The organism is Cytobacillus sp., assembly GCF_964223445.1.
Taxonomy (GTDB): domain Bacteria; phylum Bacillota; class Bacilli; order Bacillales; family Cytobacillaceae; genus Cytobacillus.
In genome coordinates, this window is sequence record NZ_CAXQGS010000048.1 from 61,715 (window position 1) to 84,092 (window position 22,378).

The 22,378-nt window shown below is 41.1% G+C and carries 21 protein-coding genes; 14 read left to right on the plus strand and 7 right to left on the minus strand.

What is annotated here, in order from left to right; translation table 11 throughout:
* Positions 1–9: 9 nt before the first annotated feature.
* On the minus strand, positions 10–246 hold the full coding sequence (locus ACEQ1T_RS07565; RefSeq protein WP_206835541.1) for a helix-turn-helix transcriptional regulator: 237 nt from the start codon (positions 244–246) through the stop codon (positions 10–12).
* 194 nt (positions 247–440) lie between these two features.
* Between ACEQ1T_RS07565 and ACEQ1T_RS07570 the strand changes: the two genes are divergently transcribed.
* Positions 441–1,004 (plus strand): HAD hydrolase-like protein, encoded by a 564-nt coding sequence (locus tag ACEQ1T_RS07570; protein WP_370222283.1) that lies wholly within the window; start codon positions 441–443, stop codon positions 1,002–1,004.
* Positions 1,005–1,203: 199 nt separating this feature from the next.
* Here the strand turns inward: ACEQ1T_RS07570 and ACEQ1T_RS07575 are convergent, their stop codons facing one another.
* The 3 genes from ACEQ1T_RS07575 to ACEQ1T_RS07585 form a co-directional block, all read right to left on the minus strand.
* Positions 1,204–1,470, minus strand: a complete 267-nt coding sequence (locus tag ACEQ1T_RS07575; protein WP_206835546.1) for a hypothetical protein — start codon at positions 1,468–1,470, stop codon at positions 1,204–1,206.
* Positions 1,471–1,485: 15 nt separating this feature from the next.
* Complete coding sequence (locus ACEQ1T_RS07580; RefSeq protein ID WP_206835548.1) at positions 1,486–1,608, minus strand: 3-methyladenine DNA glycosylase; 123 nt, start codon at positions 1,606–1,608, stop codon at positions 1,486–1,488.
* Positions 1,609–1,810: 202 nt separating this feature from the next.
* On the minus strand, positions 1,811–3,247 hold the full coding sequence (locus ACEQ1T_RS07585) for a carbon starvation protein A (RefSeq protein ID WP_370222284.1): 1,437 nt from the start codon (positions 3,245–3,247) through the stop codon (positions 1,811–1,813).
* Between the two features lie 237 nt (positions 3,248–3,484).
* Here ACEQ1T_RS07585 and ACEQ1T_RS07590 point away from each other — a divergent pair, with 237 nt between their 5' ends.
* Together ACEQ1T_RS07590 and ACEQ1T_RS07595 are read left to right on the plus strand one after the other, a co-directional pair.
* The gene (locus tag ACEQ1T_RS07590) at positions 3,485–4,225 is read left to right on the plus strand and encodes a protein-glutamine gamma-glutamyltransferase (protein ID WP_206835556.1); all 741 of its coding nucleotides are present in this window, start codon (positions 3,485–3,487) and stop codon (positions 4,223–4,225) included.
* A gap of 223 nt (positions 4,226–4,448) precedes the next feature.
* Positions 4,449–5,912, plus strand: coding sequence for a UDP-N-acetylmuramoyl-L-alanyl-D-glutamate--2,6-diaminopimelate ligase (locus ACEQ1T_RS07595; RefSeq protein ID WP_206835558.1), 1,464 nt, complete (start codon positions 4,449–4,451; stop codon positions 5,910–5,912).
* Positions 5,913–5,953: 41 nt separating this feature from the next.
* Here ACEQ1T_RS07595 and ACEQ1T_RS07600 read toward each other — a convergent pair whose 3' ends face one another.
* On the minus strand, positions 5,954–6,760 hold the full coding sequence (locus tag ACEQ1T_RS07600; RefSeq protein WP_370222286.1) for a glycerophosphodiester phosphodiesterase: 807 nt from the start codon (positions 6,758–6,760) through the stop codon (positions 5,954–5,956).
* A gap of 122 nt (positions 6,761–6,882) precedes the next feature.
* Positions 6,883–7,185 carry a hypothetical protein gene (locus tag ACEQ1T_RS07605; protein ID WP_206835563.1) on the minus strand — a complete coding sequence of 101 codons (303 nt, stop codon included), beginning with the start codon at positions 7,183–7,185 and terminating at the stop codon, positions 6,883–6,885.
* Positions 7,186–7,482: 297 nt separating this feature from the next.
* On the opposite strand from ACEQ1T_RS07605, the gene ACEQ1T_RS07610 reads away from it, so the two are divergent.
* From ACEQ1T_RS07610 to abc-f, 6 genes are all read left to right on the plus strand, one after another.
* Positions 7,483–8,004 (plus strand): NfeD family protein, encoded by a 522-nt coding sequence (locus tag ACEQ1T_RS07610; RefSeq protein WP_370222288.1) that lies wholly within the window; start codon positions 7,483–7,485, stop codon positions 8,002–8,004.
* A 16-nt stretch (positions 8,005–8,020) separates the two neighbouring features.
* The gene (locus ACEQ1T_RS07615) at positions 8,021–9,577 is read left to right on the plus strand and encodes an SPFH domain-containing protein (protein WP_370222289.1); all 1,557 of its coding nucleotides are present in this window, start codon (positions 8,021–8,023) and stop codon (positions 9,575–9,577) included.
* Between the two features lie 176 nt (positions 9,578–9,753).
* Positions 9,754–9,858, plus strand: a complete 105-nt coding sequence (locus ACEQ1T_RS07620) for a YjcZ family sporulation protein (protein ID WP_163142711.1) — start codon at positions 9,754–9,756, stop codon at positions 9,856–9,858.
* Positions 9,859–9,903: 45 nt separating this feature from the next.
* Complete coding sequence (locus ACEQ1T_RS07625) at positions 9,904–10,041, plus strand: YjcZ family sporulation protein (protein WP_019381584.1); 138 nt, start codon at positions 9,904–9,906, stop codon at positions 10,039–10,041.
* Positions 10,042–10,414: 373 nt separating this feature from the next.
* Positions 10,415–10,615, plus strand: coding sequence for a hypothetical protein (locus ACEQ1T_RS07630; protein ID WP_370222292.1), 201 nt, complete (start codon positions 10,415–10,417; stop codon positions 10,613–10,615).
* Between the two features lie 336 nt (positions 10,616–10,951).
* Entirely contained in the window at positions 10,952–12,730 is a 1,779-nt protein-coding gene (gene abc-f, locus ACEQ1T_RS07635) for a ribosomal protection-like ABC-F family protein (protein WP_370222294.1), read from the plus strand.
* Between the two features lie 51 nt (positions 12,731–12,781).
* Here the strand turns inward: abc-f and ACEQ1T_RS07640 are convergent, their stop codons facing one another.
* Complete coding sequence (locus tag ACEQ1T_RS07640; RefSeq protein WP_370222304.1) at positions 12,782–17,077, minus strand: S8 family serine peptidase; 4,296 nt, start codon at positions 17,075–17,077, stop codon at positions 12,782–12,784.
* Positions 17,078–17,804: 727 nt separating this feature from the next.
* Here ACEQ1T_RS07640 and ACEQ1T_RS07645 point away from each other — a divergent pair.
* The 5 genes from ACEQ1T_RS07645 (at position 17,805) to ACEQ1T_RS07665 (ending at position 22,340) form a co-directional block, all read left to right on the plus strand.
* Entirely contained in the window at positions 17,805–18,341 is a 537-nt protein-coding gene (locus tag ACEQ1T_RS07645) for an RNA polymerase sigma factor (protein WP_370222295.1), read from the plus strand.
* The gene (locus ACEQ1T_RS07650) at positions 18,316–18,924 is read left to right on the plus strand and encodes a hypothetical protein (RefSeq protein WP_206835574.1); all 609 of its coding nucleotides are present in this window, start codon (positions 18,316–18,318) and stop codon (positions 18,922–18,924) included. Before ACEQ1T_RS07645 ends, ACEQ1T_RS07650 begins: the two co-directional genes overlap by 26 nt.
* A 216-nt stretch (positions 18,925–19,140) precedes the next feature.
* Positions 19,141–20,436, plus strand: coding sequence for an ABC transporter substrate-binding protein (locus tag ACEQ1T_RS07655; protein ID WP_370222296.1), 1,296 nt, complete (start codon positions 19,141–19,143; stop codon positions 20,434–20,436).
* 60 nt (positions 20,437–20,496) lie between these two features.
* Positions 20,497–21,474 (plus strand): sugar ABC transporter permease, encoded by a 978-nt coding sequence (locus tag ACEQ1T_RS07660; RefSeq protein WP_280516053.1) that lies wholly within the window; start codon positions 20,497–20,499, stop codon positions 21,472–21,474.
* A complete protein-coding gene (locus ACEQ1T_RS07665; RefSeq protein ID WP_206835579.1) occupies positions 21,471–22,340 on the plus strand; it encodes a carbohydrate ABC transporter permease in 870 nt (289 codons plus the stop codon). The genes ACEQ1T_RS07660 and ACEQ1T_RS07665 overlap by 4 nt, the downstream gene beginning before the upstream one ends.
* Positions 22,341–22,378: the final 38 nt, after the last annotated feature.

A 22,378-nucleotide genomic window follows, 5' to 3' on the forward strand; every position in this document is an offset into this window, starting at 1 on the left:
CATCTGTCTTTACATTAGGGGGGGGACACCTTTGCTGATTTCTGAAACAAGGGAAGCGAGTGATTGCATCTGCTGGTCATCGAGGTCAAAAGCAATTTTAATCTTGTTTTCAAGATCAGCTGTTACTCTTCTCTTGCCTACCTCAACCAGAGCTATTAAAGAGAAGCTGCAGCTGACAACTCTTGCGAAATCACGCTGTGTCATGTTATAGCTTTTTCTGATTAGCTTAATAATTTCTTTGTTCATTCATATTCATCCTTTAAAAATTCACCCTATTTTATCAGGGTAAGATTTTTTACTCTTATAGCTATTAAATTAGCATTGTGCCATAGGTTTGTCAAAGTAATTTAATTACAATGGAAAAGCAGTTTAATAGATTGGCTCCAGGTATAATGACTGAAATTAGGGGATAAAAAGAAATTAAAAGGGGGCTTTGCCTGGTGAATATACTTTGGGATTTTGATGGTACTTTGTTTAATACATACCCAGCCTATACAGCGATTGTCAGAGAAGTAATGGGAGACGAAAAGATTTCAGACGAAGAGATCTTTTGGCAGTTAAAAGTTTCATTCAGCGTTGCTTTTGAACATTTCGGATTGAATGACGAACAAATTAAAGCAATCAGGATGATGGCGAGACAGCTGCGGCCTAAAGATTTAACGCCTTTTCCTGAGGTTGAGCATGTATTAAAACAGGCTGATAAGAATGTTATCATGACTCACAAGGAAAGAGATGATGTTCTATCTATATTAACCTTCCATAAATTAGATGGATACTTTGCCGATATGGTAGCAGGAGACGATGGCTATCCCCGCAAGCCTCACACTGCATCTTATGAATTTCTTCATGGGAAGCATAAGGTTGATCTAGCAATAGGAGACAGGGAAATAGACATTCTGCCGGCAAGGGAACTTGGCATAAGAACCTGCCTCTTTCAGAATAATGCTCCAGGTGCAGATTACTATTTGAGTCACTATAAGGATTTTAATAAGATAATTAAATAAATCCTTCATAGAAATACACTGCTTGTAAGATTATGAGGGCATAAAAATAGACGCCTGACACTTTATTCGCTGCCAGGCGTCTTAGTTAATAAATCAAGTGTTCTTGGTGAATTTTCCTTTGTATTCATCAGAGTTATTTTATCCGGTTTAATTTTAAGAGCAATTAAATTGGAATTTGACCCATAGTATTCTGCCTTTCTTACGTCCTTGTTCCATCGTCATATTTATCGCCAAACAGCTTCTTCTTTTTTATCGTTTCAAAGTCCGCTTTGTACTTTTCCTCTGTAGAAGAACTGTTCTTTATTTTTGAGCCGTTTTTTTCTTCTTCTTTTTCTTGTTTTAAGTCTTCAACTGGAATAGGATCTACATTCTTCTCACTTTCATACTTGTCAAATAAACTTTCTTTTTCGGTTTTATATTGCTCAGGATTATCCATCTTTCCGTTCTGTATGTTTTTGTCAGCCATTTTTAGACATCCTCCTTAATTCCGCTTCTCTTCCTGAGGTTTTGCCGGTTCTCTTTGGGGCTCGATATCTTTGTTGTTTTTTTTCTTTTCTTCTTGTTCTATAGAATTATTTTTGTCTGATTTTTTTTTATCTGACATCGTAATAAAACCTCCTTTAACTGTTAGTATTCATTACCCGCTATATGAAGAGTAAAACGCAGCGGGACAGATATCCAGAGTGCAGTGCTAACCAAATAGAAAGACAGACAACAACTAAATTTGAAAAAAAGGATTGGTCTAAAGGATATCAGCCAATAAAAAAATGCACCTTCACTTTGTTGAATGAGGTGCATTTTTACAGTTAAGCCGCTGTTAAGCTGGAACTATTTTTGTTAAGCTGTCTATGTTTTATAATCTGGTAGACATACCACACTGCTATCGCAAGCGTAATGACTGAACCGATGATCATCGATAATTGATAATTCATCCGAAAGCCTTCAGGTGCATAAAAAATATATGTGGATACTACACCTGTCATAAACAATGCAGGTACACCGCAAATCCAGTGAAATTTCTTATTTTTCAAGAGGTACATCGTGGCGGTCCAAAGCATGACTGCAGCCGTAACCTGATTTGTCCACCCAACATATCTCCATAGGAAAGAGTAATCAATTGTTGCAAGGTATAAAGTTGGAAGAGCCACTGGCAAAGTGGTGATGACAACCTTCCATCTGCCATTGATTTTCATAAAAGATGACAGTGATTCAGCCAGCATCATTCTTGAAGAGCGAAGAGCTGTATCACCGGTTGTAATCGGGAGAATAATAACTCCTAAAATAGCAAGTATCCCTCCGAATGTACCAAGGAGGCTGCTTGAAATTTCATTAACGACTCCAGCTGGGCCTCCAGCTGCTAATGCTTCCTGAAGACCTCCTGTTCCGCCGAAAAATGTCATGCCCGCAGCAGCCCAGATTAAAGCGATTATCCCTTCTCCAATCATTGCTCCATAGAAAACCTTTCTTCCATCGCTTTCCTTTTTCAGTGTTCTTGAGACAATCGGACTCTGTGTTGAATGAAATCCAGAAATGGCACCGCAGGAAACGGTGACCATCAGTAAGGGCCAGATAGGAAGCTCTCCGGGATGAAAGTTAGAAAGCGTTACATTCGGTATGGATTTTTCGCTGAAAAGCAATGCGATTGCAATGGATACAGCCATAAAAATTAAAATAGCTCCAAGAAAAGGATAAATTTTTCCGATAATCCTGTTTACAGGCAGCACAGCTGCCAGGATGAAGTAAGCAAAAATAATGAACAATGAAGCCATAAAACTTAATGGTGTTATGCTGGAAATAAGCTGTGCCGGTCCAGCGGTAAAAGCAGCGGCAACCAATACCATTAAGAGAATAGAAAAAATATTAATGGCTGTTTTGGCCGGTTTTCCTAAATATCTGCCAACAATAGAGGGAAATTGCTCACCTTTATGCCTCAAAGAGAGCATCCCTGAAAAATAATCATGAACAGCGCCGGCAAAAATGGAACCGGCCACTATCCAGATAAAAGCAACTGGTCCATATAAAGCCCCCATGATAGCACCGAAAATTGGACCCAGTCCAGCAATATTCAATAATTGGATCAAGCTGCCTTTCCACCAGCTCATTGGAACATAGTCCATTCCGTCATTTTCTGTGTAAGCCGGTGTAGGACTGATATCATTTATACCAAAGATTCGCTCTACTACTTTGGAATAAATGGCGTATCCTGCCACAAGCAAAACAATCGATCCTAAAAAAGTCCCCATGTAACAAGCCTCCTGTTGTGAATAATTATTGTTAAAGTCTGAAACTTATGAATATGTGGAATATTGTACAAGCAAATTGGAAGGAAAAGCAAGCATATTTCAGAAAAAAGATATTTTCCGATAATAAATAACGCTTACATTTTTATAGATATCAAAAAGGCGGAGACAAATAATGGAGGAACCCTCCTGCAAAAGAAACCATAAGCTACTATAAGTTCATTTGAAGGGGGGAAGAAAATGATTATCCTTTCGAATAATCAAAATAAACCGGGGGCTTCCAGCTTCTTTGGTGTTCAGCGTGAAATTTATCTTGCTCTGGAGAGCAGTCCGGAGACTCATCAATATGATTCAATGCATGAACTGCTATTTGATATCCATTTAAGGGAGAATATCATCAAGGCAGCAAGGCAGCTTCATGCGAGCCGAGTAGAATTTGCACCCTTTAACACATCACGTTTCAATCCCCGTATATGGAGAAAGACAAAATATGGATACCTGCTCGATCCATCCATCTTACCGTCAGCTGCGATTATGGATGTGTTCACCAACAGCTGGGAATATGCTTTTGAATGTACAACAGCCATTGTGCTGATTTTTTATAAAGCTGTCTTGGACTCCATCTCTGTCAGCCGCTTCAATACACTATTTCAGGGGCTGCTTGTATGGGACTGGAATTATGATCATGATCTATCGATTGTTACAAAACGGGGCAGGCACTTCATACCTGGTGATGTGGTTTATTTTTATAATCCTGATTATGATCACCCAGTTTGGACAGGTGAGAATTCCGTTTATTTGGGCGGGGGTATGTTCTTTGGACATGGGGTTGGCATGGAAAGCGAAGCAGGGATGATAAGAGCCCTCAATACGTTAAGAAAACCAGGTGCTACAAGGGATGCATATCTTATTTCACAGCACAGCCGTTTGAATGTGAAGTATTTATCCCAGTTTGCAAAGCGGCCATTATCTATAGCGTAAAACGCAGGTAAGCTGGCATTTCAATAGGGTGAATCGCTTATTTTTCAGAAGCCATTCACCCAAATTTATCCTCAATTCTAGTATATTAAGACGATTTTCCCGTTCTTCCGTTATTTGTGTCCTTAAGAGGCATATTTCCTGTAAATATGGGAAAACAAAAGATAATGAATATAGACATATACACCAAATTACTTGATGTTTAAACATTAAAGGAGACAGAAATATGAAATTATCCCAGGTTATTAATTGCCTAAAGGATAGCAGGGAGATGGATGTATTTACAAACGATCCTGAAATTACTGGGGTTGAAATGGATTCGCGCAAAGTGGGGAAAGGAAGCCTTTTTGTTGCAATTAAAGGCTTTCAGGCAGATGGACATCATTTTATTGGACAAGCTGTTGAAAATGGGGCGGCTGCCGTTGTAGGTGAAGAAGCCCTTGAATTGGATGTGCCCTATATAAAAGTAACGGATAGCAGAACCAGTTTGGGGAAACTGGCAAGCTGTTTTTATGATCGTCCATCAAGGAAGCATAAAATAATTGGCATAACAGGAACAAATGGGAAAACAACCACTGCCTATATATTAAAGCATATTTTGGAGACTGCAGGCAGGACATGCTCCCTCTTGGGAACTGTATCCAACATTATTAATAACAAGGAATATAAGACCAGCAATACTACACCAGATGCATTACAGATCCAAAAAATGCTGAGTAAAAGTCTTGATGAGTTTGTCGTTATGGAGGTTTCTTCTCATGCACTCGAACAGTCAAGAACAGAAGGTCTGGAATTAGACTACGGACTATTTACTAATCTGGCTCATGACCATCTTGATTATCATGAAAATATGGATCAGTATTTTTATGATAAAAAGAAAATCTTCACCTTGTTAAAAGACTGCGGTAAAGGAGTCATAAATCTCTATAATTCATGGGGAGAAAAAATGGCAGTGGATCTGCAAAAAGAAAAGATTCCTTTGATTATGCTTGGTGATGAAGAGTGCTGCTCAATAAAAGACGTTGCTATTAATGGGAAAACAGTATTTATTTTGGAGATGAAAGGTCAGTCTTTTGAAATTGAATTTCCTCTTCCGGGCCACCATAATGTCTATAATGCAGCAATGGCTTTTATGACAGGCGTTGATCTGGGGATAGACCCTGCAGATATAATTAAGGCCCTGGCTGCATTCCCAGGCATACCGGGCCGTTTTGAAACTATTCTCCATCCTGCAGGAGCTAAATTCGTTGTGGACTATGCCCATACAGTGGATGCGTTTGAATATTGTCTGGAAGCAGCGAGAGAACAGGGAGCTGAAAGAATCTTTCAAATCTATGGCTTTCGCGGCGGCAGAGATCAATCTAAGCGTATGGACATGATTAAGGCATCAGCAAAATACTGCCATAAATTTTATTTGACCGCTGATGATTTAAATGATGAATCTGAGGATGAGATGATAAGCCAATTGCATGGGCTGAATAAAGAATTTGGAGGCGGAAAGGGTGAAGTGATTCCCGACCGTACTTTGGCTATCCAGAAAGCATGGCGGGAAGCCAGGGAGAATGACTGGATTTTTATTACCGGAAAGGGGCCGGAAGCTTACCAAAAGACATTTGCTCTTCCGGCTGAAAGTGATTTGGGAACCTTAAAGCTGCTCCTGGAATCTGGAAAAAAACAGGCGGTGCTATAACAAAAAGGATGCAGACCCTTATTCGGTCTGCATCCTTTTTGTTATTTAATAAAATCTAAGTAATCGGCAACAATCCCATCCAGTGGATAATGCTTCAATTTTTCGGCTTCTTTCCGGGAACGCACAGTCCAGGCTATTGCTTTCATGCCATTCGAATGAATTAGATCGATCACGCGTTTATTAACCACAGTCCATTTAGGGTTCAGGTAACTGGCATATTCGGCAATATTTTTAATCTCAATTTTGTCGGGCGGATAGTTAATTAAGATGGCGACAGGGATTTCCGGCAGCAGTTCATGGAATCTTTTCATTGATTCGGTTTCAAATGACTGAACAATAATATGGTCGTCCCTTTTATTGTGTAAATTTCTTTTCTTTAGTTCTTCTGCGATCATCTTTTCAATGCCAGGGTATAGGGCAGGTTTTTTTAATTCAATCAAAAGCCCGACACGATCTGCATATTTGTCTAATACCTCTTCAAATGAAGGGATGCAGGCACCGCGGAATTCTTGGGAAAACCAGCTTCCGGCATCCATCTTTCTGAGTTCATCAAAGGTAAAATCGGACACCTTGCCTATATGATCAGTTGTCCGGTCGACAAGTGAATCGTGAATCACGACAATCTTTCCATCCTTGCTTAATTGGACATCAATTTCCAGATAATCTGCTCCCATTTCGAGTGCACGTTCATAGGAAGGGAATGTATTTTCAGGACAGTAGCCGGCTGCTCCCCGATGTCCTATTCTTTTCATTTTGTGAGTGTGGCTTGTCATTTTTTTTATGCCGATAAATGAAATAACCGTAGCTAAAGCAGTAAAAAAAACATTTTTTATTACCTTCAAAGTCATTTCTCCTCGCCATTTTTTGCTCATCTTAAAGGATTTGAAAACATTTTGTCAACTGCAGAGGATTTCTTAAAATAAATATAACTCTGCCCCCGGGATGAGGAGGAGAGTTAGTTTATCTCTGTTTATTCCCATTCTTCATAAACAATAGTACCGCCAGTCAAATCCAGAGTATTTCTTTCTCCCTTATAAAAAAGCTTTCCTTCTTCTTTAACAACCAGGTTCTCGTATGTAAATACACTCTTTCCGGAAGGAAGCTGGATTATAATTTTTTCACCTAGTTCCTTTTTGGGAGCTTCTATAGTAATGAGGCTTTGAGAATAAAAATATAATGCTGTAAAGACAGCAGCAAAACAGCCCAATAGGACAATTGACATCAGAATAAATTTGCTCTTTGGCTTCTCCATGTGCAATTCAGATCTTGTCATGTTTCCTATCCCTCCGCTAACTAGATATATTCGTCTATTCCACCAATTTTCGGCACTTAATCCCCATTGGTGATTTTTAATCCCAAAATAAGGTATGCAGAAATAGTGATGAACATGACAAAAATGGGCTGAAAGTTAGACAAGCTGAAAAGATATAAGTATGAATTTGGAAAAAACCTGCGAAAAATGAAACAATAACAGGTTTTTGTCCGTATATAAATTAATCCGTTAAGAGAAAAAAGAAAGGAGGCATGGGATACAGCAGCTGGACAATAAAAAATGGATAGGGTGCATGTTATGGAACTATTTGGTTTTCCTATTCAGACAATTTATCTCTGCACACTTATTTTTTCGGGCATCTTAATTATTTTGTATGTGTTTTTTGGAGATATTGCTGACGGAATTGGGGAGGGAAGCTTTCTAAATCCTGTACTGATTCTTGCATTTCTAACTTTTCTTTCCGGTGCAGGCTACATCTTTGAAATGACAACCTCTCTTAATAGCGTGGTTATTCTCTTGATAGGAGCTGGAATTGCAGCACTGCTGGATATACTGCTGAATATCTTTGTTCTTATACCATTATCATCTGCTGAGGAATCTCTCGTTTACACAGATGACTCATTAAGGGGAAGAGTTGGTACTGTATTAATTCCTATACCAGAGAACGGTTTCGGTGAGGTTTTGATTGAAAATTTAAGCGGGAGAATTTCCAAGCCTGCTCTAAGCTATGAAAATATGTTCATAGCAGAAGGCAGCAAGGTGCTGATCGTTGAAGTCGAAAATGGGGTTATAAAAGTTATCGATTATAAAGAAATATAGACAGGGGGACATAAAAATGCTAATGATTTGGGTTGTAATTGGAATTGCAGCATTTCTGCTAATTGCGCTTCTTGGTGTGTTCATTACAAAATATCGGACTGCCGGGCCGGATGAAGCCTTAATCGTAACAGGCAGTTATTTAGGCAATAAAAATGTCCATGTGGACGAATCAAGAAATAAGATAAAAATAATTAGAGGCGGGGGAACATTCGTACTGCCGGTCTTTCAGCAGGCAGAGCCATTGAGTCTCCTTTCAAGCAAACTGGAGGTTACCACTCCGGAAGTATATACAGAACAGGGAGTTCCTGTCATGGCAGACGGTACTGCAATCATAAAAATCGGCGGGAGTATTGGAGAAATTGCTACTGCTGCAGAACAATTCCTTGGAAAATCAAAGGAAGATCGTGAAAATGAAGCGAAAGAAGTTCTCGAGGGGCATTTGCGATCAATTCTGGGTTCTATGACGGTCGAAGAGATATACAAAAATAGGGATAAATTCTCTCAGGAGGTTCAAAGGGTTGCTTCGCAGGATTTGGCTAAGATGGGCCTGATCATCGTTTCTTTTACAATCAAAGATGTCCGCGACAAAAATGGCTATCTGGATTCACTGGGAAGGCCAAGAATTGCCCAGGTTAAACGGGATGCGGATATTGCCACAGCTGAAGCTGAGAAGGAAACCCGGATTAAACGGGCCGAAGCAGCCAAGGATGCCCAAAAGGCAGAACTTGAAAGAGCTACTGAAATAGCAGAAGCTGAGAAAGAAAATCAAATGAAAATGGCTGACTACAGAAGGGAACAGGATATAGCCAAAGCCCGGGCTGACCAGGCATATGACCTCGAGACAGCCAGAGCAAAGCAGGAAGTTACGGAGCATGAAATGCAGATCAGGATCATTGAACGCCAAAAGCAAATTGAGCTTGAAGAAAAAGAAATCTTAAGAAGAGAACGCCAATATGATTCCGAAGTGAAAAAGAAAGCTGATGCAGACAGGTACGCTGTTGAGCAGGCAGCAGAGGCTGAAAAGAAAAAACAAATTGCCGAAGCGGATGCAAACCAATATCGGATTGAATCACAGGCACGTGCAGAAGCTGAAAGAGTAAGGGCAGATGGGATGGCGAAGGCTGATTCACAGCGCGCTCAAGGTGAATCTGAAGCCGAAATCATTCGCCTAAAAGGTCTGGCGGAAGCAGAGGCAAAGAGGAAAATTGCCGAGGCATTTGAACAGTATGGTCAGGCGGCCATGATGGATATGGTCATTAAAATGCTTCCAGAATATGCGAAGCAGCTGGCAAGCCCATTATCGAATATTGATAAGATAACAGTGGTTGATACAGGAAGTGACAGCAATAATGGCGGGGCCAATAAAGTAACCGGCTATGCAACCAACCTGATGTCCACGATGCAGGAGAGCCTGAAAGCTTCTTCTGGGATAGACGTGAAGGAGCTTCTCCAAAACTTTTCAGGCAAAGGAAACGTCAGGCAAAGCCTGGAACAGCTGACTGAAGAAATTAAAGAGAAAGAACCACTTCAATCCACTATGGGAACCCAAGGTGCTCTCGCTCATAAAAAATAATGAATTTGCCTATTTTTCTCTAGGGAGATATCCTGGAAATACTGCTATATCAACAATAATCAGAAGCCTTCACACGGAAGGCTTCTTTTTTGCGATGAAAACTGTGTATTCGTCTATCGCACAAATTGGGTGAATTGAATAGGATATATTGAATCAAACAAAGGAGGTAATTGACTATGTCAGACGGATTCGGACACGGCGGCGGTTTCGCCCTTTTAGTTGTATTGTTTATTTTACTGATTATTATCGGTGCTTCTTGGGGTTACGGTGGATTCTACTAATAAAACATGGAGACAGATTTTATTAGTAAGGGAGGGGATTCTATAATGTATGGCTACGGATATGGCGGCTGTGGCTACGGTGGAGCTGGATATGGCGGAGCTGGATACGGCGGCGGTTTTGCGCTAATCGTGGTTCTGTTCATCCTGTTGATCATCGTAGGTGCTTCTTGCTTTAAGTGGTAATAGATTAAAAGAAAAGCAGGGGGCACCTGCTTTTCTTTTGTATGCATACATACAATTGGATGTGAGTGCAGCAGCCCCGGTCCATTCCGCACAGAACAGAAAACATCCACACGAAAAGAGTCTGTCTCCGCGCAGAAAAACGAGAATAGTACGCACAAAATGAAAAATACCGCGCACTCAGGCACGTTACGAGCGAAAAGGGAGAATATCCGCGTGAAAAGAGTCTGTCCCGGCGCCAAAAGATAAACACCCGCAAAACTGACAAATATCCGCTCCACGCGCACAAGACCAGAAATCAGCCCGCAAACTTGTGTTTCCTAATAAGCCAAATAGGGAAAAGAAGCAGCATAAACGTAAGGGGAGGTTATCTAACATGGATGAACTTAAAACACAGGATCGGGAAAATACGATGAGGGAAATTTACTCCATATTGGAGGGCGGACTTCAGCGGGAAATGCATAAAGGCGAGCACAAGCTTGTTTCAGAATGGGTAAGCGGTTTTAACTTGGAGGAAAGAGCAGCGATATTAAATATGCTTAAGGAGCTTACCAACAAGCATATCCGAATTGATTAATGAAAAGCAGGCAGATGCCTGCTTTCAAGCTGCCGAACATTAGCCTATTGACAATAAAAGCCAGAAGCTTATATACTACAATCAAATAGTTTGAAAGGATGATTTAGGGGCATGAAGTTATAATCTTATTTTTTCTGGTATCTTTTTATATTAAAAAGTTTAACCCGGAGAACATAGGATTAGTGTGCCCTTTTTTAGTCATCCCTTATCGGAACTGACATTTTTAATATTTGTCTGTAAGCGGATCAAATTTTATTTAGGCGCGCATTTTTTATGTATTTGCACCATTTCTAATGATGGGTGCACAATCCTCTCCGGGTAAGGGGAGGTTTTTTTATGTGTGCAAATAAACGTATAACTAACAATCAGAACAATAATAATCTGCGGATTCTCATGGCCAGGGATCTTCAAAAGTCATTCGGTGATAAAGCGGTGTTTTCTAATTTGGACTTCGATATTTATCAGAAGGACCGCATCGGGCTTGTTGGCCTAAATGGCACAGGTAAAACTACATTGGCCAATATTTTGTTCGGCAGTATTCAAATGGATAAAGGCACTATCGAGCGGATGAAGGAGCCATGCAGAATTGGCTTCCTGCATCAATCAGCAGATTATACTGTCAGTGAATTTCATAATATTAACCAATCTTCCGATGAAGAGATTCTTCAGCGGGCAAGTAAGCTGGGCCTTTCAAAACTCAATGAATGGAAGCCGGATAGACTTGATGCTTTGAGCGGGGGCGAAAGACTGAAGCTTTCTTTAGCTAAGGTATGGTCATCAAACCCGGATATGCTGATTTTGGATGAACCTACTAATCATTTGGACTTACAGGGCATCGAATGGTTAATTAGCGAAATCAGCAATTTCTGCGGCCCGGTCCTAATCATTTCCCATGACCGTCATTTCCTTGATCAGGCTGTCGGAAAAATTTTTGAACTGCAGGAAGGCATCCTCACGATATATCAGGGGAATTACACAGCCTACCGGGAGCAGAAACAGAAAAACTTTGATGAGCAGCTTCATCAATTTAATGTTCAGCAAAAAGAGATCGAACGGATTGAAAGCCAAATGTCAAATTTAAAAAAATGGTCTGAAAAAGCTCATAGGGAATCAACTAAAGGCGGAAGTCCTTCTGAGAATAGGCAGATGGGCTTCAAAGAATATCACAGAGTAAAAGCCAAAAAGATGGATCAGCAGATTAAGTCAAAAATGAAAAGGCTTCAACAGGAGCTGGATAAAAATAAAGTTGATAAGCCGACAGAAGAAGCGGGCGTACATTTTCACTTTGATTCGTCAGGCAAAAGAGGGAAGAGAATAATCGAAGCTAAAAACCTCTCAAAAAGCTTTGGCGATCGGACTCTTTTCAAAAATAGCAATTTTTATATCAAGCATGGTGAAAAAATAGGGATTCTTGGAGCAAACGGGGCAGGCAAGACCACTTTTATCCGGATGCTTTTGGGTGAGGCATCACCTTCTGATGGAGAACTTTGGGTCAGCAGCACTTTAAAGGTTGCTTATTTGAACCAGGATGTCAATGATTTGCCTTTAACAAAAAATGCTGTTGAGGCACTTGATCTCTCCGATCGGGAGCTGATTTTCAAGGCAAGGACTCTGTTAGCGAATTTGGGAATGAAGGAAGCGAAATTAAATCAGCCCATTGAACAGCTTAGTATGGGGGAGCGAATTAGGGTCAAGCTTACAGACATGCTTTTAAAAGAGTATGATGTGCTAATACTAGATGAACCGACGAATCATTTGGATTTGCCGAGCAGGGAACAATTTGAAAAAACGCTCAAGGAATTTTCAGGGACGCTCATCATTATTTCTCATGATTTATACTTTCTGGAGAAGTTAAGCTCAAGATTACTTGTATTTGAAGAAAATAAAATTACCAGATTTGAAATGGACCTGAAGGAATATCAAATGAAATCCAGAGCTTCTAAACAGGAAAAAGATTATGACTCCACGAAAGAGCAAATTATGGTTATAGATAACCGCATCAGTGCGATACTCGGAGAACTCAGTCTGCTTGTTCCGGGTGACGGCAAATATGCGGAATTGGATAAAGAGTTTAATGGCTTAATAACTGAAAAAAGAAATTTATTAAATCAATAAGTGCAAAAAGGCGGGCCCTAATAAAAATGGGCCCGCCTTCTCATCTGATTATTACTGCTTTTTAGTGCTGTTATTTTTCTTTTTCGCATTAATCCACAGTTTGCCTTCTGCTGTTTTGCGAGTTTCATTGCCGTAAGCATCCGTTACTTTCACTTCAATTTCGGCACCAGGTGCCTTTACATTTGAAGTGGCAGTATAATAGCCGACATATTGGCCTGGGGAAGTTTCCATCATTGGAAGCTCAGTTGCATTATTCAGCTGTCCCCCGGCATTTGTTAAAGGCATTTTGATGGCAAACGTTGCTTTTAACCCTGGTTCGCTATCAAATTCGATTTTTACCGATTCGCCTTTTTTAAGTTCCTTGTCTTCTTCAGGAAGAAGATTTTCTATGACTGGAGCGGTGTATTTAGCATCGACCGTGATTGTTTTTTCTTCGGTGTTCTTCGCTTTATCCTGTGCTGTTACCGTTATGGTGTTTTCACCTTCATCCAGCAGGATGCGAAGAGAGTATTCACCATCTGTAATCATTGCTGCCTGGCCGTTTACTTTAACCCAATCAAGGTTATCGTCCGAAACGGTACCTTTCACAGTGACTGTTTCTTTGTTTGTTTTAGATTTATCTGCAGGACTTGTTATGGCCAATTCCGGCTTTGTTTTGTCATATATTACTTTTACAGGTTCAGAGGCATCAGTAGATCCTGACTCTGTAGCAGCCTTGGCTGTAAGAGTATTTTCCCCTTCAGACAGTGAAACTTCACTTGAGAATGTACCTTCTTCAGTTGTTTCTGCTGATGCGACTTCCTCTCCATTATTAAATACTTTTACAGTAGTTGTAGGAGCTGAAGTACCTTCAACTGTAACCTTCCCTTGGTTTGTGAAGGCTCCGTCAGCTGGAGAAGTGATGACTGGTGCAGTTACTTCATAGTTCACTGTGGCACGGATCATGTAGTTTCCTTCATCCTCAGGAGCAGGAGACCATGCTCCGCCTACAAGCTGCCAGCTGCGTCCTGCATTTTCTCCATCCTCATCTGTGCCAAGACCAGGAGCATTAGGATTCGGTGCTGATTGGATATATACCAGATAGAAGTCGCCATTTGTAACAATTCCTTCGTCACTAAGATCTACATGTGTCCATTCACCGTTTCTTAAGGCTGTCGCTTCAAATGGACCTGCCAGCTTTTTGCCAGGTGCTCCATCTGGTCCGCTTGCATCATATACTTCCACTTTGAAGTCTGTTCCGCCCGGGGTCGGCCAGCTGGTATCCCAGAAGCGGAATAAACCGCCAGTAACCATCGCGCTGTCATGGCCGGATGCAAGGGACATCTTAACTGCCCATCCGTTTCCGGCATCGTAGAATGCACGTGCATTTTCAGCTGTACCATCATCATATCCGATTTCACCCGGGTATCCGATAAATGGCTTTAGCTCAATATTTTGCTCTAAAGAAGAGCCGCCTTCGATCGTGATGCTCTGCTCCTTGCTGTAGTAGGAAGGTGCCATAGCTTTTAAAGTGTATGTGCCTTCGTAGGCTGTGATTGTATATTCACCGTTTTCATTAGTTGTTACTGGCTGTACAGCTGCATCTTCTATTAAAAGAAGTGTAGTATTCGCTACAGGCTCCCCAGTTGCTTCATTTATCACAACACCTGTGACTGTACCTTTTGGTATTTCCTGAAGGACGAAGTTTGCAGTCGCTTCCCCATCCTGCGGGATATTTACGCTCTGCGTTTGAGAACGATAACCGTAAGCTTCTGCTTTTACAGTAAAATCGCCGGAAGCATGTGTCATTTCAAATGAACCATTTTGCGGATTTGTAAAGGTGGATCTGCCTGATTCCAGCACACTTACTTCGGCAGTAAGCGGAAGCAGCACAGGTGCAGGCTGCTGCTGTTTATCATCATCTTTTGCAGGAGCATTCTTTTCAGGCACAATGCTATCCGGATTTACCTTTTCTGTCTTTAATTCTGCAGATGGTTTATCTTTGCTGATGCCAAGCTGAGCTTTACCTGCAGGTTCAACTGGAGTATCAGATAATTGGACATCATCGATATACCAGCCTTGCTTCTGTACTGATCCATCGGTAGTTACATTGAATGCTACATAAATTCTTTGTCCTGCATACGCACTTAAATCTACTTCTGCATTAACCCAGTCTGTTGTATTACCGTTTACGCGAAGAGCCTGTTCCCAGTTTTCCATGTCAGTTGAAACGAATACATGGCCGTAATCATAACGGTTTTCAAGCTCGTGCCACTGCTTGAACTGAAGGTAGGCATTGCCTTCTGGCAGGTCAATAGGAGGCATCTGCAGATTCATGTTTGCTCTATTTGCATAGTTGCCGTCAAGTTTAGTTGCATATACTTTTTCCCCGGATGCTGCATTTCCAGGACCTGTAGTTGGCATACCCCACTCCCAGCTGTTTTCCGGTCCATATGAAGTCCAGCCGGCCGGCTGTGATTCAAAGTCCTGAGAATAGCCGATGCTGATTCCAGGTCTTACCGCAACTTCATAGGAGTCAGTTTCAGTTAAATTTCCGCCAAAATCATTGACCTTCCATTTATAAGTTACTGAAGGTTCGGCGATGTCTTCTCCAGGAATAACTGCCTGGTAGGTACCATCTTTATAGTTTCCAGCTGTTCTTTCGGCCTCAATGGCTGCCCAGCTGCCGTCAGCTTTTAAGTATTCAAGATCAACTCTTGTGACGCTTACATTATCTGATGCCGTCAATTCAAGTGCAAGATCCATTCCTGCATATGTTTCCTGAGGTGCTTCGTGATTGGCTTGAGGAGCTTCTGAGTCGTCTCCTTCTTTTGCAACCTGGCCTTTAATTTTTCCAAGGCCGGTCAGTACGGAAGAAACCGCATCGAAGGCATTGACAAGCCCATATCCAAAACCATTATTTGGTGTCTCAGGATAAGTACCATTTGTCAATGGAGTAGAGGTAGTCAGTAAAATTTCCTCCATCTCTTCAACAGTCAGACTTGAGTCAACCTGGCGGAGCAGAGCGGCAACTGCAGAAACATGCGGGCCAGCCATGGAAGTTCCATTCCAGCCGCCTTCATATCCGCTTCCAGGAACTGATGAACGAATGTTGACCCCTGGCGCAGATACATCAGGTTTAATTTCATCGTATGGTGAAGGTCCCAGCAATGAGAAACTGCCTAAACCATTATTAATATCTGTCGCACCAGTTGCGAATGATTCCGGGTAGTTAGCCGGTGTAGCAACAGAACCAGGTCCGCCAGGATTAAACAAAGTTGTGTTTCCGGCAGAGAATTCTGGGAAAATTTCAGCTGCCCGCCATGCCTGAACCATTGGGCGATACCACTCATCCAGCCCAGGCCCTCCGCCCCATGAATTATTGACAACATCCGGAGCTTTCTCAGGATGCGGGTTTCCTTCAGCATCCTTTGGAGCTAGAATCCATTCACCGGCTTCAAGCAGATCTACGTCAGTTCCTCCGCTTGCAGTGAAAGCTTTTACTGCAATCCACTTCGCACCAGGTGCAACCCCGATTTGATTGGCTCCATTGGGCTCGGAACCAACCATTGTTCCAGTTACGTGGGTCCCATGCCCCTGATCATCATATGGTGCTGTCTGGCCTGCAGTGGCATCAAACCAGCTGAATTCATGTGTTGGAGAATCGGGTTGTGCAAGGGTATAGCCCCGGTATTTTTCTTTTAACGCCGGGTGGTTCCACTGAACACCTGTATCAATGGATGCAACGACAGTACCCGATCCGTCGATCCCCATTTCCCATACAGCAGGAGCGCCGACACGGTCAATATTCCACTCTATTGAACTGGTTTCTGCTTGTGTTTTGAGAGCTTTTTCGGCTTCCTTTACTGGCTTATGAAGCTGTCTTGTTTCGTTTGGAAGGATTTTTTCTACTTCAGGGAACACCGCGATTTGTTCCATAACGTCCTTTGTAGCTGTTACTGCAATGGCATTTACGATGTAGAAGGATTGAACATCTTTTGCCTTGCCGTCTTTCTCCTGCTTTTGAAGGAAATCTGTGACATGGCCTTGAGTCTCAATTGCTGTAGATCTTAGTGAGGATAGGACTGCAGAGCGTTTCATGTACTTGGATTTAGAGGCTGTCAGTTTTTGGGATGCAGCCGCTTTTTCAGCTTTCTTGGCTGCTGCTGAAGTATCAGCTTGTTCTTTAAACTTTATCAGGAATGTTACTTTATCTTCTTTATCAAATTGTTTCAGCAATGAGCTGTTTATTTTGCTTTTTGCTGTCTGAGGTGCAGCTTTCTTAACTGAGGTATGCGGAGAGCTCTTACTTTCGGCTGATCCCATGCCTGGGAACATCAGCGGCAAAATCAGAAAAGCTGTCAGCATCACATAAAGTATGCGATTCAATGATTTTCTTTTTCTTTTCAAAAAATTCCCTCCTTGTTTTGTTTAATTCCTTGAAAAGTGTTTTCTGGCAGAATGAATTCAATCACCTCCTAAGGGTATTTTCCAAAAATGGAAAACCCTTCCGCTAACAAGAACTTTAGCTGAAGATTCAGCTGGAGATTGTCGAAAAATGAAGTTTGCTGCTGTGGAATGAATAAAATAGCTAGAAGGTTTTAGAGCATTCATAAGGTTACAGTCTTAAAGAATCAACTTAATCTGGTTATATCTGGATGAAAAGAATCATTTTCATACGGAAAGATTGGAATAGTAATAATTTTTGGAAAAAATAAGAAAAAGGAGGGAGGCAGTATTTTCCCAGAATGATAAAATGAATAAAAAGAGGGGGAGCTTTAAAAAGTCGCCATTCATCAAAACCATAGAAAAATAGGAAAACAATTATCTGGAAATGGGTATTTTGAAGTGTAACTTTCTCTGAATTTACTTGTTAATTGCAGCCTGAAGAATGGATACAGTGAAAAAGACTCCTTCTTCGGAAATTGTCTAAATCCATACGATTGAATCAGAACAATTAGATAAAATAGGATAATTGAATGGGAAATTGGAGATTGGTTTACCTGAAAGTTGAATTGAACATTTTACATAAATATTAGAAAGGTGTTTCTTTTCTATTTTCCATTCGTCTAATAATACGCGAGGGGGCGCCACAATGGAGAGAATATCGGCAGAAGCATTTGAAGATATATACAGCGAATACAGCGATCGAATTTATGGATACATATTTCTTCTCGTGAATGATAAGGAAGTTGCTGAAGATCTGACACAAGACACCTTTATAAGAGCTTATAAATATATGAGTCAATTTAATGGGGAGTCCCAGATCTTTACGTGGCTGGTCCGTATATCAAGAAATGTTGCCATTGATTATTTGCGGAAAAAAAACAGATTCAAATTTTTCTCAATTGAAAAATTCCAGCTCGAATCAGATGAAGATACTCCAACAGAGATTATGATAAAGGGTGAAAAAGTTACACTCTTATATGAAGCAATCCGCCATTTGAAATTAAGCTATCAAGAAGTGCTGATTTTGAGAAAAATAAAGGAGTTTTCCATCAAGGAAACGGCCGAAATCTTGAATTGGAATGAAAATAAAGTAAAAATCACCACTTCCAGGGCACTCGCAGCACTAAAAAAAGAATTGCAGAAAAGGGGGGAAATCCATGAAGAACTCATTCGGATTCGATAATTCTTTTCGTGAATTAGACCGTATTCCGCGATCGCAAAAGCAAAAGCAGGATAGCCTGCAAAAAATATGGAGTGGAATAGAGGATAGGCCAAAAAGAAAGAAAAATATTTATCCGCGATTTTTATCTGCTGCCGCTGTAATTGCTGCTTGTATCATGTTCGCTTTTATTATTTTTCCTGAGGATTCAATGACAAGAGGAAGCGGCAGTGCAAAAATGCTTGGGAATAGTTTTATCAGTCAAACAGCTATTGCTCTATCAGAAACGGAGAATACGTTCTCTGCTGAAGGAACGTATTCTGCTGAGACTGCAACTGTAAAAGATGAAAAGTGGGAAAACGCCGCAAGAAATGCCATAAATTCGGCAAAACCTGCTGAGGCCGTCATTGACTCCAAACCATTATACGATATCCAATTTATTATTAAAGGCAAAGACCCTGTAAAGGTGAAAGTCTGGAATGAGCATGGTGAGGTATATTTCAAGTCAATGGACAGTGAGATCATGTATGCAGTTCCTTCTGAAGAAGATGCCATATTTATTGAGTATTTGGAAGCCATTGCGAAAAGCATTCAAAAAACTCCTTAATTCAGACTCCTTTTTAGGGGTTTTTTTTATTAGGTAAAAAGGCATGAAAATTTACATATACCGAGAATTTTTTCAAAATAATGTTTTATCCCTAAATAACAGGGTAGTACTATCTTAGTTGATAAGTAATTTAATTGCTGGCCGGTATTTTTCCTTTGCGCAGGGGTTAGGCACATGCTTAAAGCTGAAGATTAAATATTATTTAGGGGGAGCATCATGAAAAAGGGAATAATCTTTATCATTTCTGCCATCCTGCTAATTGGCATTTTGGCAGGATGTTCGGGTGAGGAAAGTGTTCAGGCAGAAAAAACGAAGGATGGAAAAGTAATTGTTGATTTTTGGAGCTTCTGGGGTTCGGAAACGAGGCGTCCTATCATAGAAAAAATCATAGAGGATTTTAACAATTCACAGGATGAGGTTTTTGTAAAGCATACATATTTGCCCTGGGGAGATATTTGGACAAAGAACCTGGCATCCGTTGCAGCGGGAAACCCGGCTGATGTTATTATAAACGATATTAATTCAGTCGCCCAGCGAGCTGAAAACGCCCAATCCGAAGATCTGAGCAAGTATATTGATGAATCCTTCAAAGCTCAATTTTATCCTCATTTATGGGAAACGGTAATGTATGGGGATAAACCTTATGCAGTTCCATTCAATACAGATACAAGATTGTTATTTTACAATAAAGATGCTTTTAAAGAAGCTGGACTTGATCCGGAAAAGCCGCCAGCGACATGGGCGGAACTGGAGGAGTACGCCGAAAAGCTTGATATAAAGGATGGAGACCGCTATGAGAGAGTTGGCTTTTATCCGCTATGGGGCAGCATTGGTGCTGCCAGCTGGATGACAAGCGCTGACGGCGGAAAAGGATTCATTCAAGATGGAGAACTTTATATCAATACACCTAAAAAGCAGGAAGCTCTTCAATGGCTGCTGGGATGGAAAGAGCGTCTTGGTGAGAAGACAGTTCAATCCTTTGAAGCTGAATTTGGAAGTGAACAATCAAATCCATTCATTGCAGGAAAAGTGGCAATGTGGGTTGATGTCGGCACGTTTTACACACAGATTCGTGACTACGGAGAGGATATGAACTTTGGAGTAGCCCCAATTCCTGCATTTGAAAAAGGTTCTGGGAATTGGAGCGATGGCGGCGGTTTCGTAGCTGAAATACCGAAAGGAGCCAAACATCCTGAGGAAGCTATGAAATTTATCAAGTATTTAACTGGCCCGGAAGCACAAAAATACTGGGCTATGAAAAACTATGATAATGTCGCAAACAAAGAAGCTGCAGAAGCAGTGGTTAATGAGTTAAAGGGCGATGATAAGTACGTATATGAAGCTTCAGTGGCAAACCTTGATCAAACGCAATTGTTTCCGGTTCCTGTAAAGTATCCAGATTACCAGAGCCGCATCAATCCGCATATAGACAATGCGCTGCTGGGAAAAACGAAGCCGGAAAAAGCGCTGGCAAAAGCAGAGAAAGATGTTGAAAAACTAAAGAGAAAATAGATCAAAGAGAGAAGGATTCCTCCTTCTCTCTTTAAAAATAAATAAAAGAAGGTGTATGGGTTGAAATCATATGATACAACATTTGTGCGCCGGGGAGCGGATCTTGCGGGCAAGAAAGTAAAGACTTCACGCAGACGGATGTCCCGCCAAACAAGAGAAAATATCTTTGGCTATCTATTTATCAGCCCGTGGATAATCGGATTTCTGGGACTGACACTTGGGCCTCTTTTATTTTCCTTATTTGCAAGTTTTACAGATTATAATATTACTTCAAGAATGAATTTTATCGGCCTTGATAATTTTAAACGCATGTTTACAATCGATGATCTTTTTAAAACGTCTTTATGGAACACACTTTATTACGTTTTATTCTCTGTCCCGCTGACTACTGCAGGGGCGATTTTTCTGTCGGTTCTTTTAAATCAGAAAGTAAGAGGCATGAAATTTTTCCGCACACTTTATTATCTGCCAGCTATCCTTTCAGGTGTTGCGGTTTACTTTTTGTGGATGCAGCTTCTAAGTCCTTCAACAGGGCTGGTTAATACGTTCTTAGCATGGCTTGGGATTGAAGGGCCAGCCTGGCTGTTTGACCCCGAATGGACGAAACCAGCTTTGCTATTGATGAAAATGTGGAGTGTCGGCGGAGGGATGCTGCTTTACCTTGCAAGTCTGCAGGGAGTTTCAGCTTCCCTGTATGAAGCAGCGGATCTGGATGGGGCAGGTGTTATGCAGAAATTCTTTTATATCACCCTGCCAATGATTTCACCAATCATTTTCTTCGATGTGCTGACCAGTACCATAGGTGCCTTCCAGATCTTTCAAGAAGCATATGTCATGACAGAAAACGGAAGCGGAGGACCAGGAAACTCACTCCTATTCTATAATCTGCATATGTGGAATAATGCGTTTGAAGTGTTTGACATGGGCTATGCATCTGCAATGGCCTGGCTGCTGTTCATTGTCGTAATGGTACTGACAATCATTAATATGAAACTCGGCAAAAAATGGGTTCATTATGAGGGGGGAGATAATAAATGAGGACTGCCGCTGCAACGAAGTTTTATGAGACAAAAAAATTCAAAGAAAAATTAAAGCAGACGATTATTTTTATCGTTTTATTAGCAGGAAGTGTACTGGTATTATCTCCGCTGTGGTGGATGATTTCGACATCATTGAAATCTCCTGCTGAGATTGCCCAATATCCGCCTACCTTTGTGCCAAAAGAATTCCATTTTTCCAATTATGTTGAAGCCTGGAAAACAGCGCCGTTTACACGCTGGGCAATGAATACGTTTTTTATTGCCTTTTGCGGAATGGCTGGAAGTGTTCTTGTAAACTCGCTCGTTGCTTATGCATTTGCGAAAATCCGTTTTAAAGGAAGAAATGCTTTGTTTATAGTCGTGTTATCAACCATGCTGATTCCAGGGTTTGTTACGATGGTACCCCAGTACATCTTATTTTCAAAGCTTGGCTGGGTAAATACGTACCTGCCGCTGATTGTTCCAGCTTTTTTGGGGAGTGCCTTTTTTATCTTCCTTTTGCGTCAGTTTATGATGACCATTCCTAATGAACTGATAGAGGCAGCAGTACTTGATGGTGCGAATCATCTGCAGATCTGGTGGCATATCATGCTGCCGCTGACAAAGCCAGCGCTTATTACAGTAGCCATTTTTTCATTTAATGGGGCATGGAATGACCTGCTTGGACCATTATTATATATAAATGATGAAAGTCTGTACACACTGCAAATCGGGCTTCAGACCTTCAAGGGAACAGTACAGACACAGTGGCATTACCTGATGGCCATGTCAGTCATAGTTCTCCTGCCTGTTGTACTGCTATTCTTCTTCTTCCAGAAGCACTTTATAGAAGGTTCAAACATCACATCAGGCTCGAAGGGATAACAAAACCGGCTAAGCACCTGCTTAGCCGGTTTTGTTAC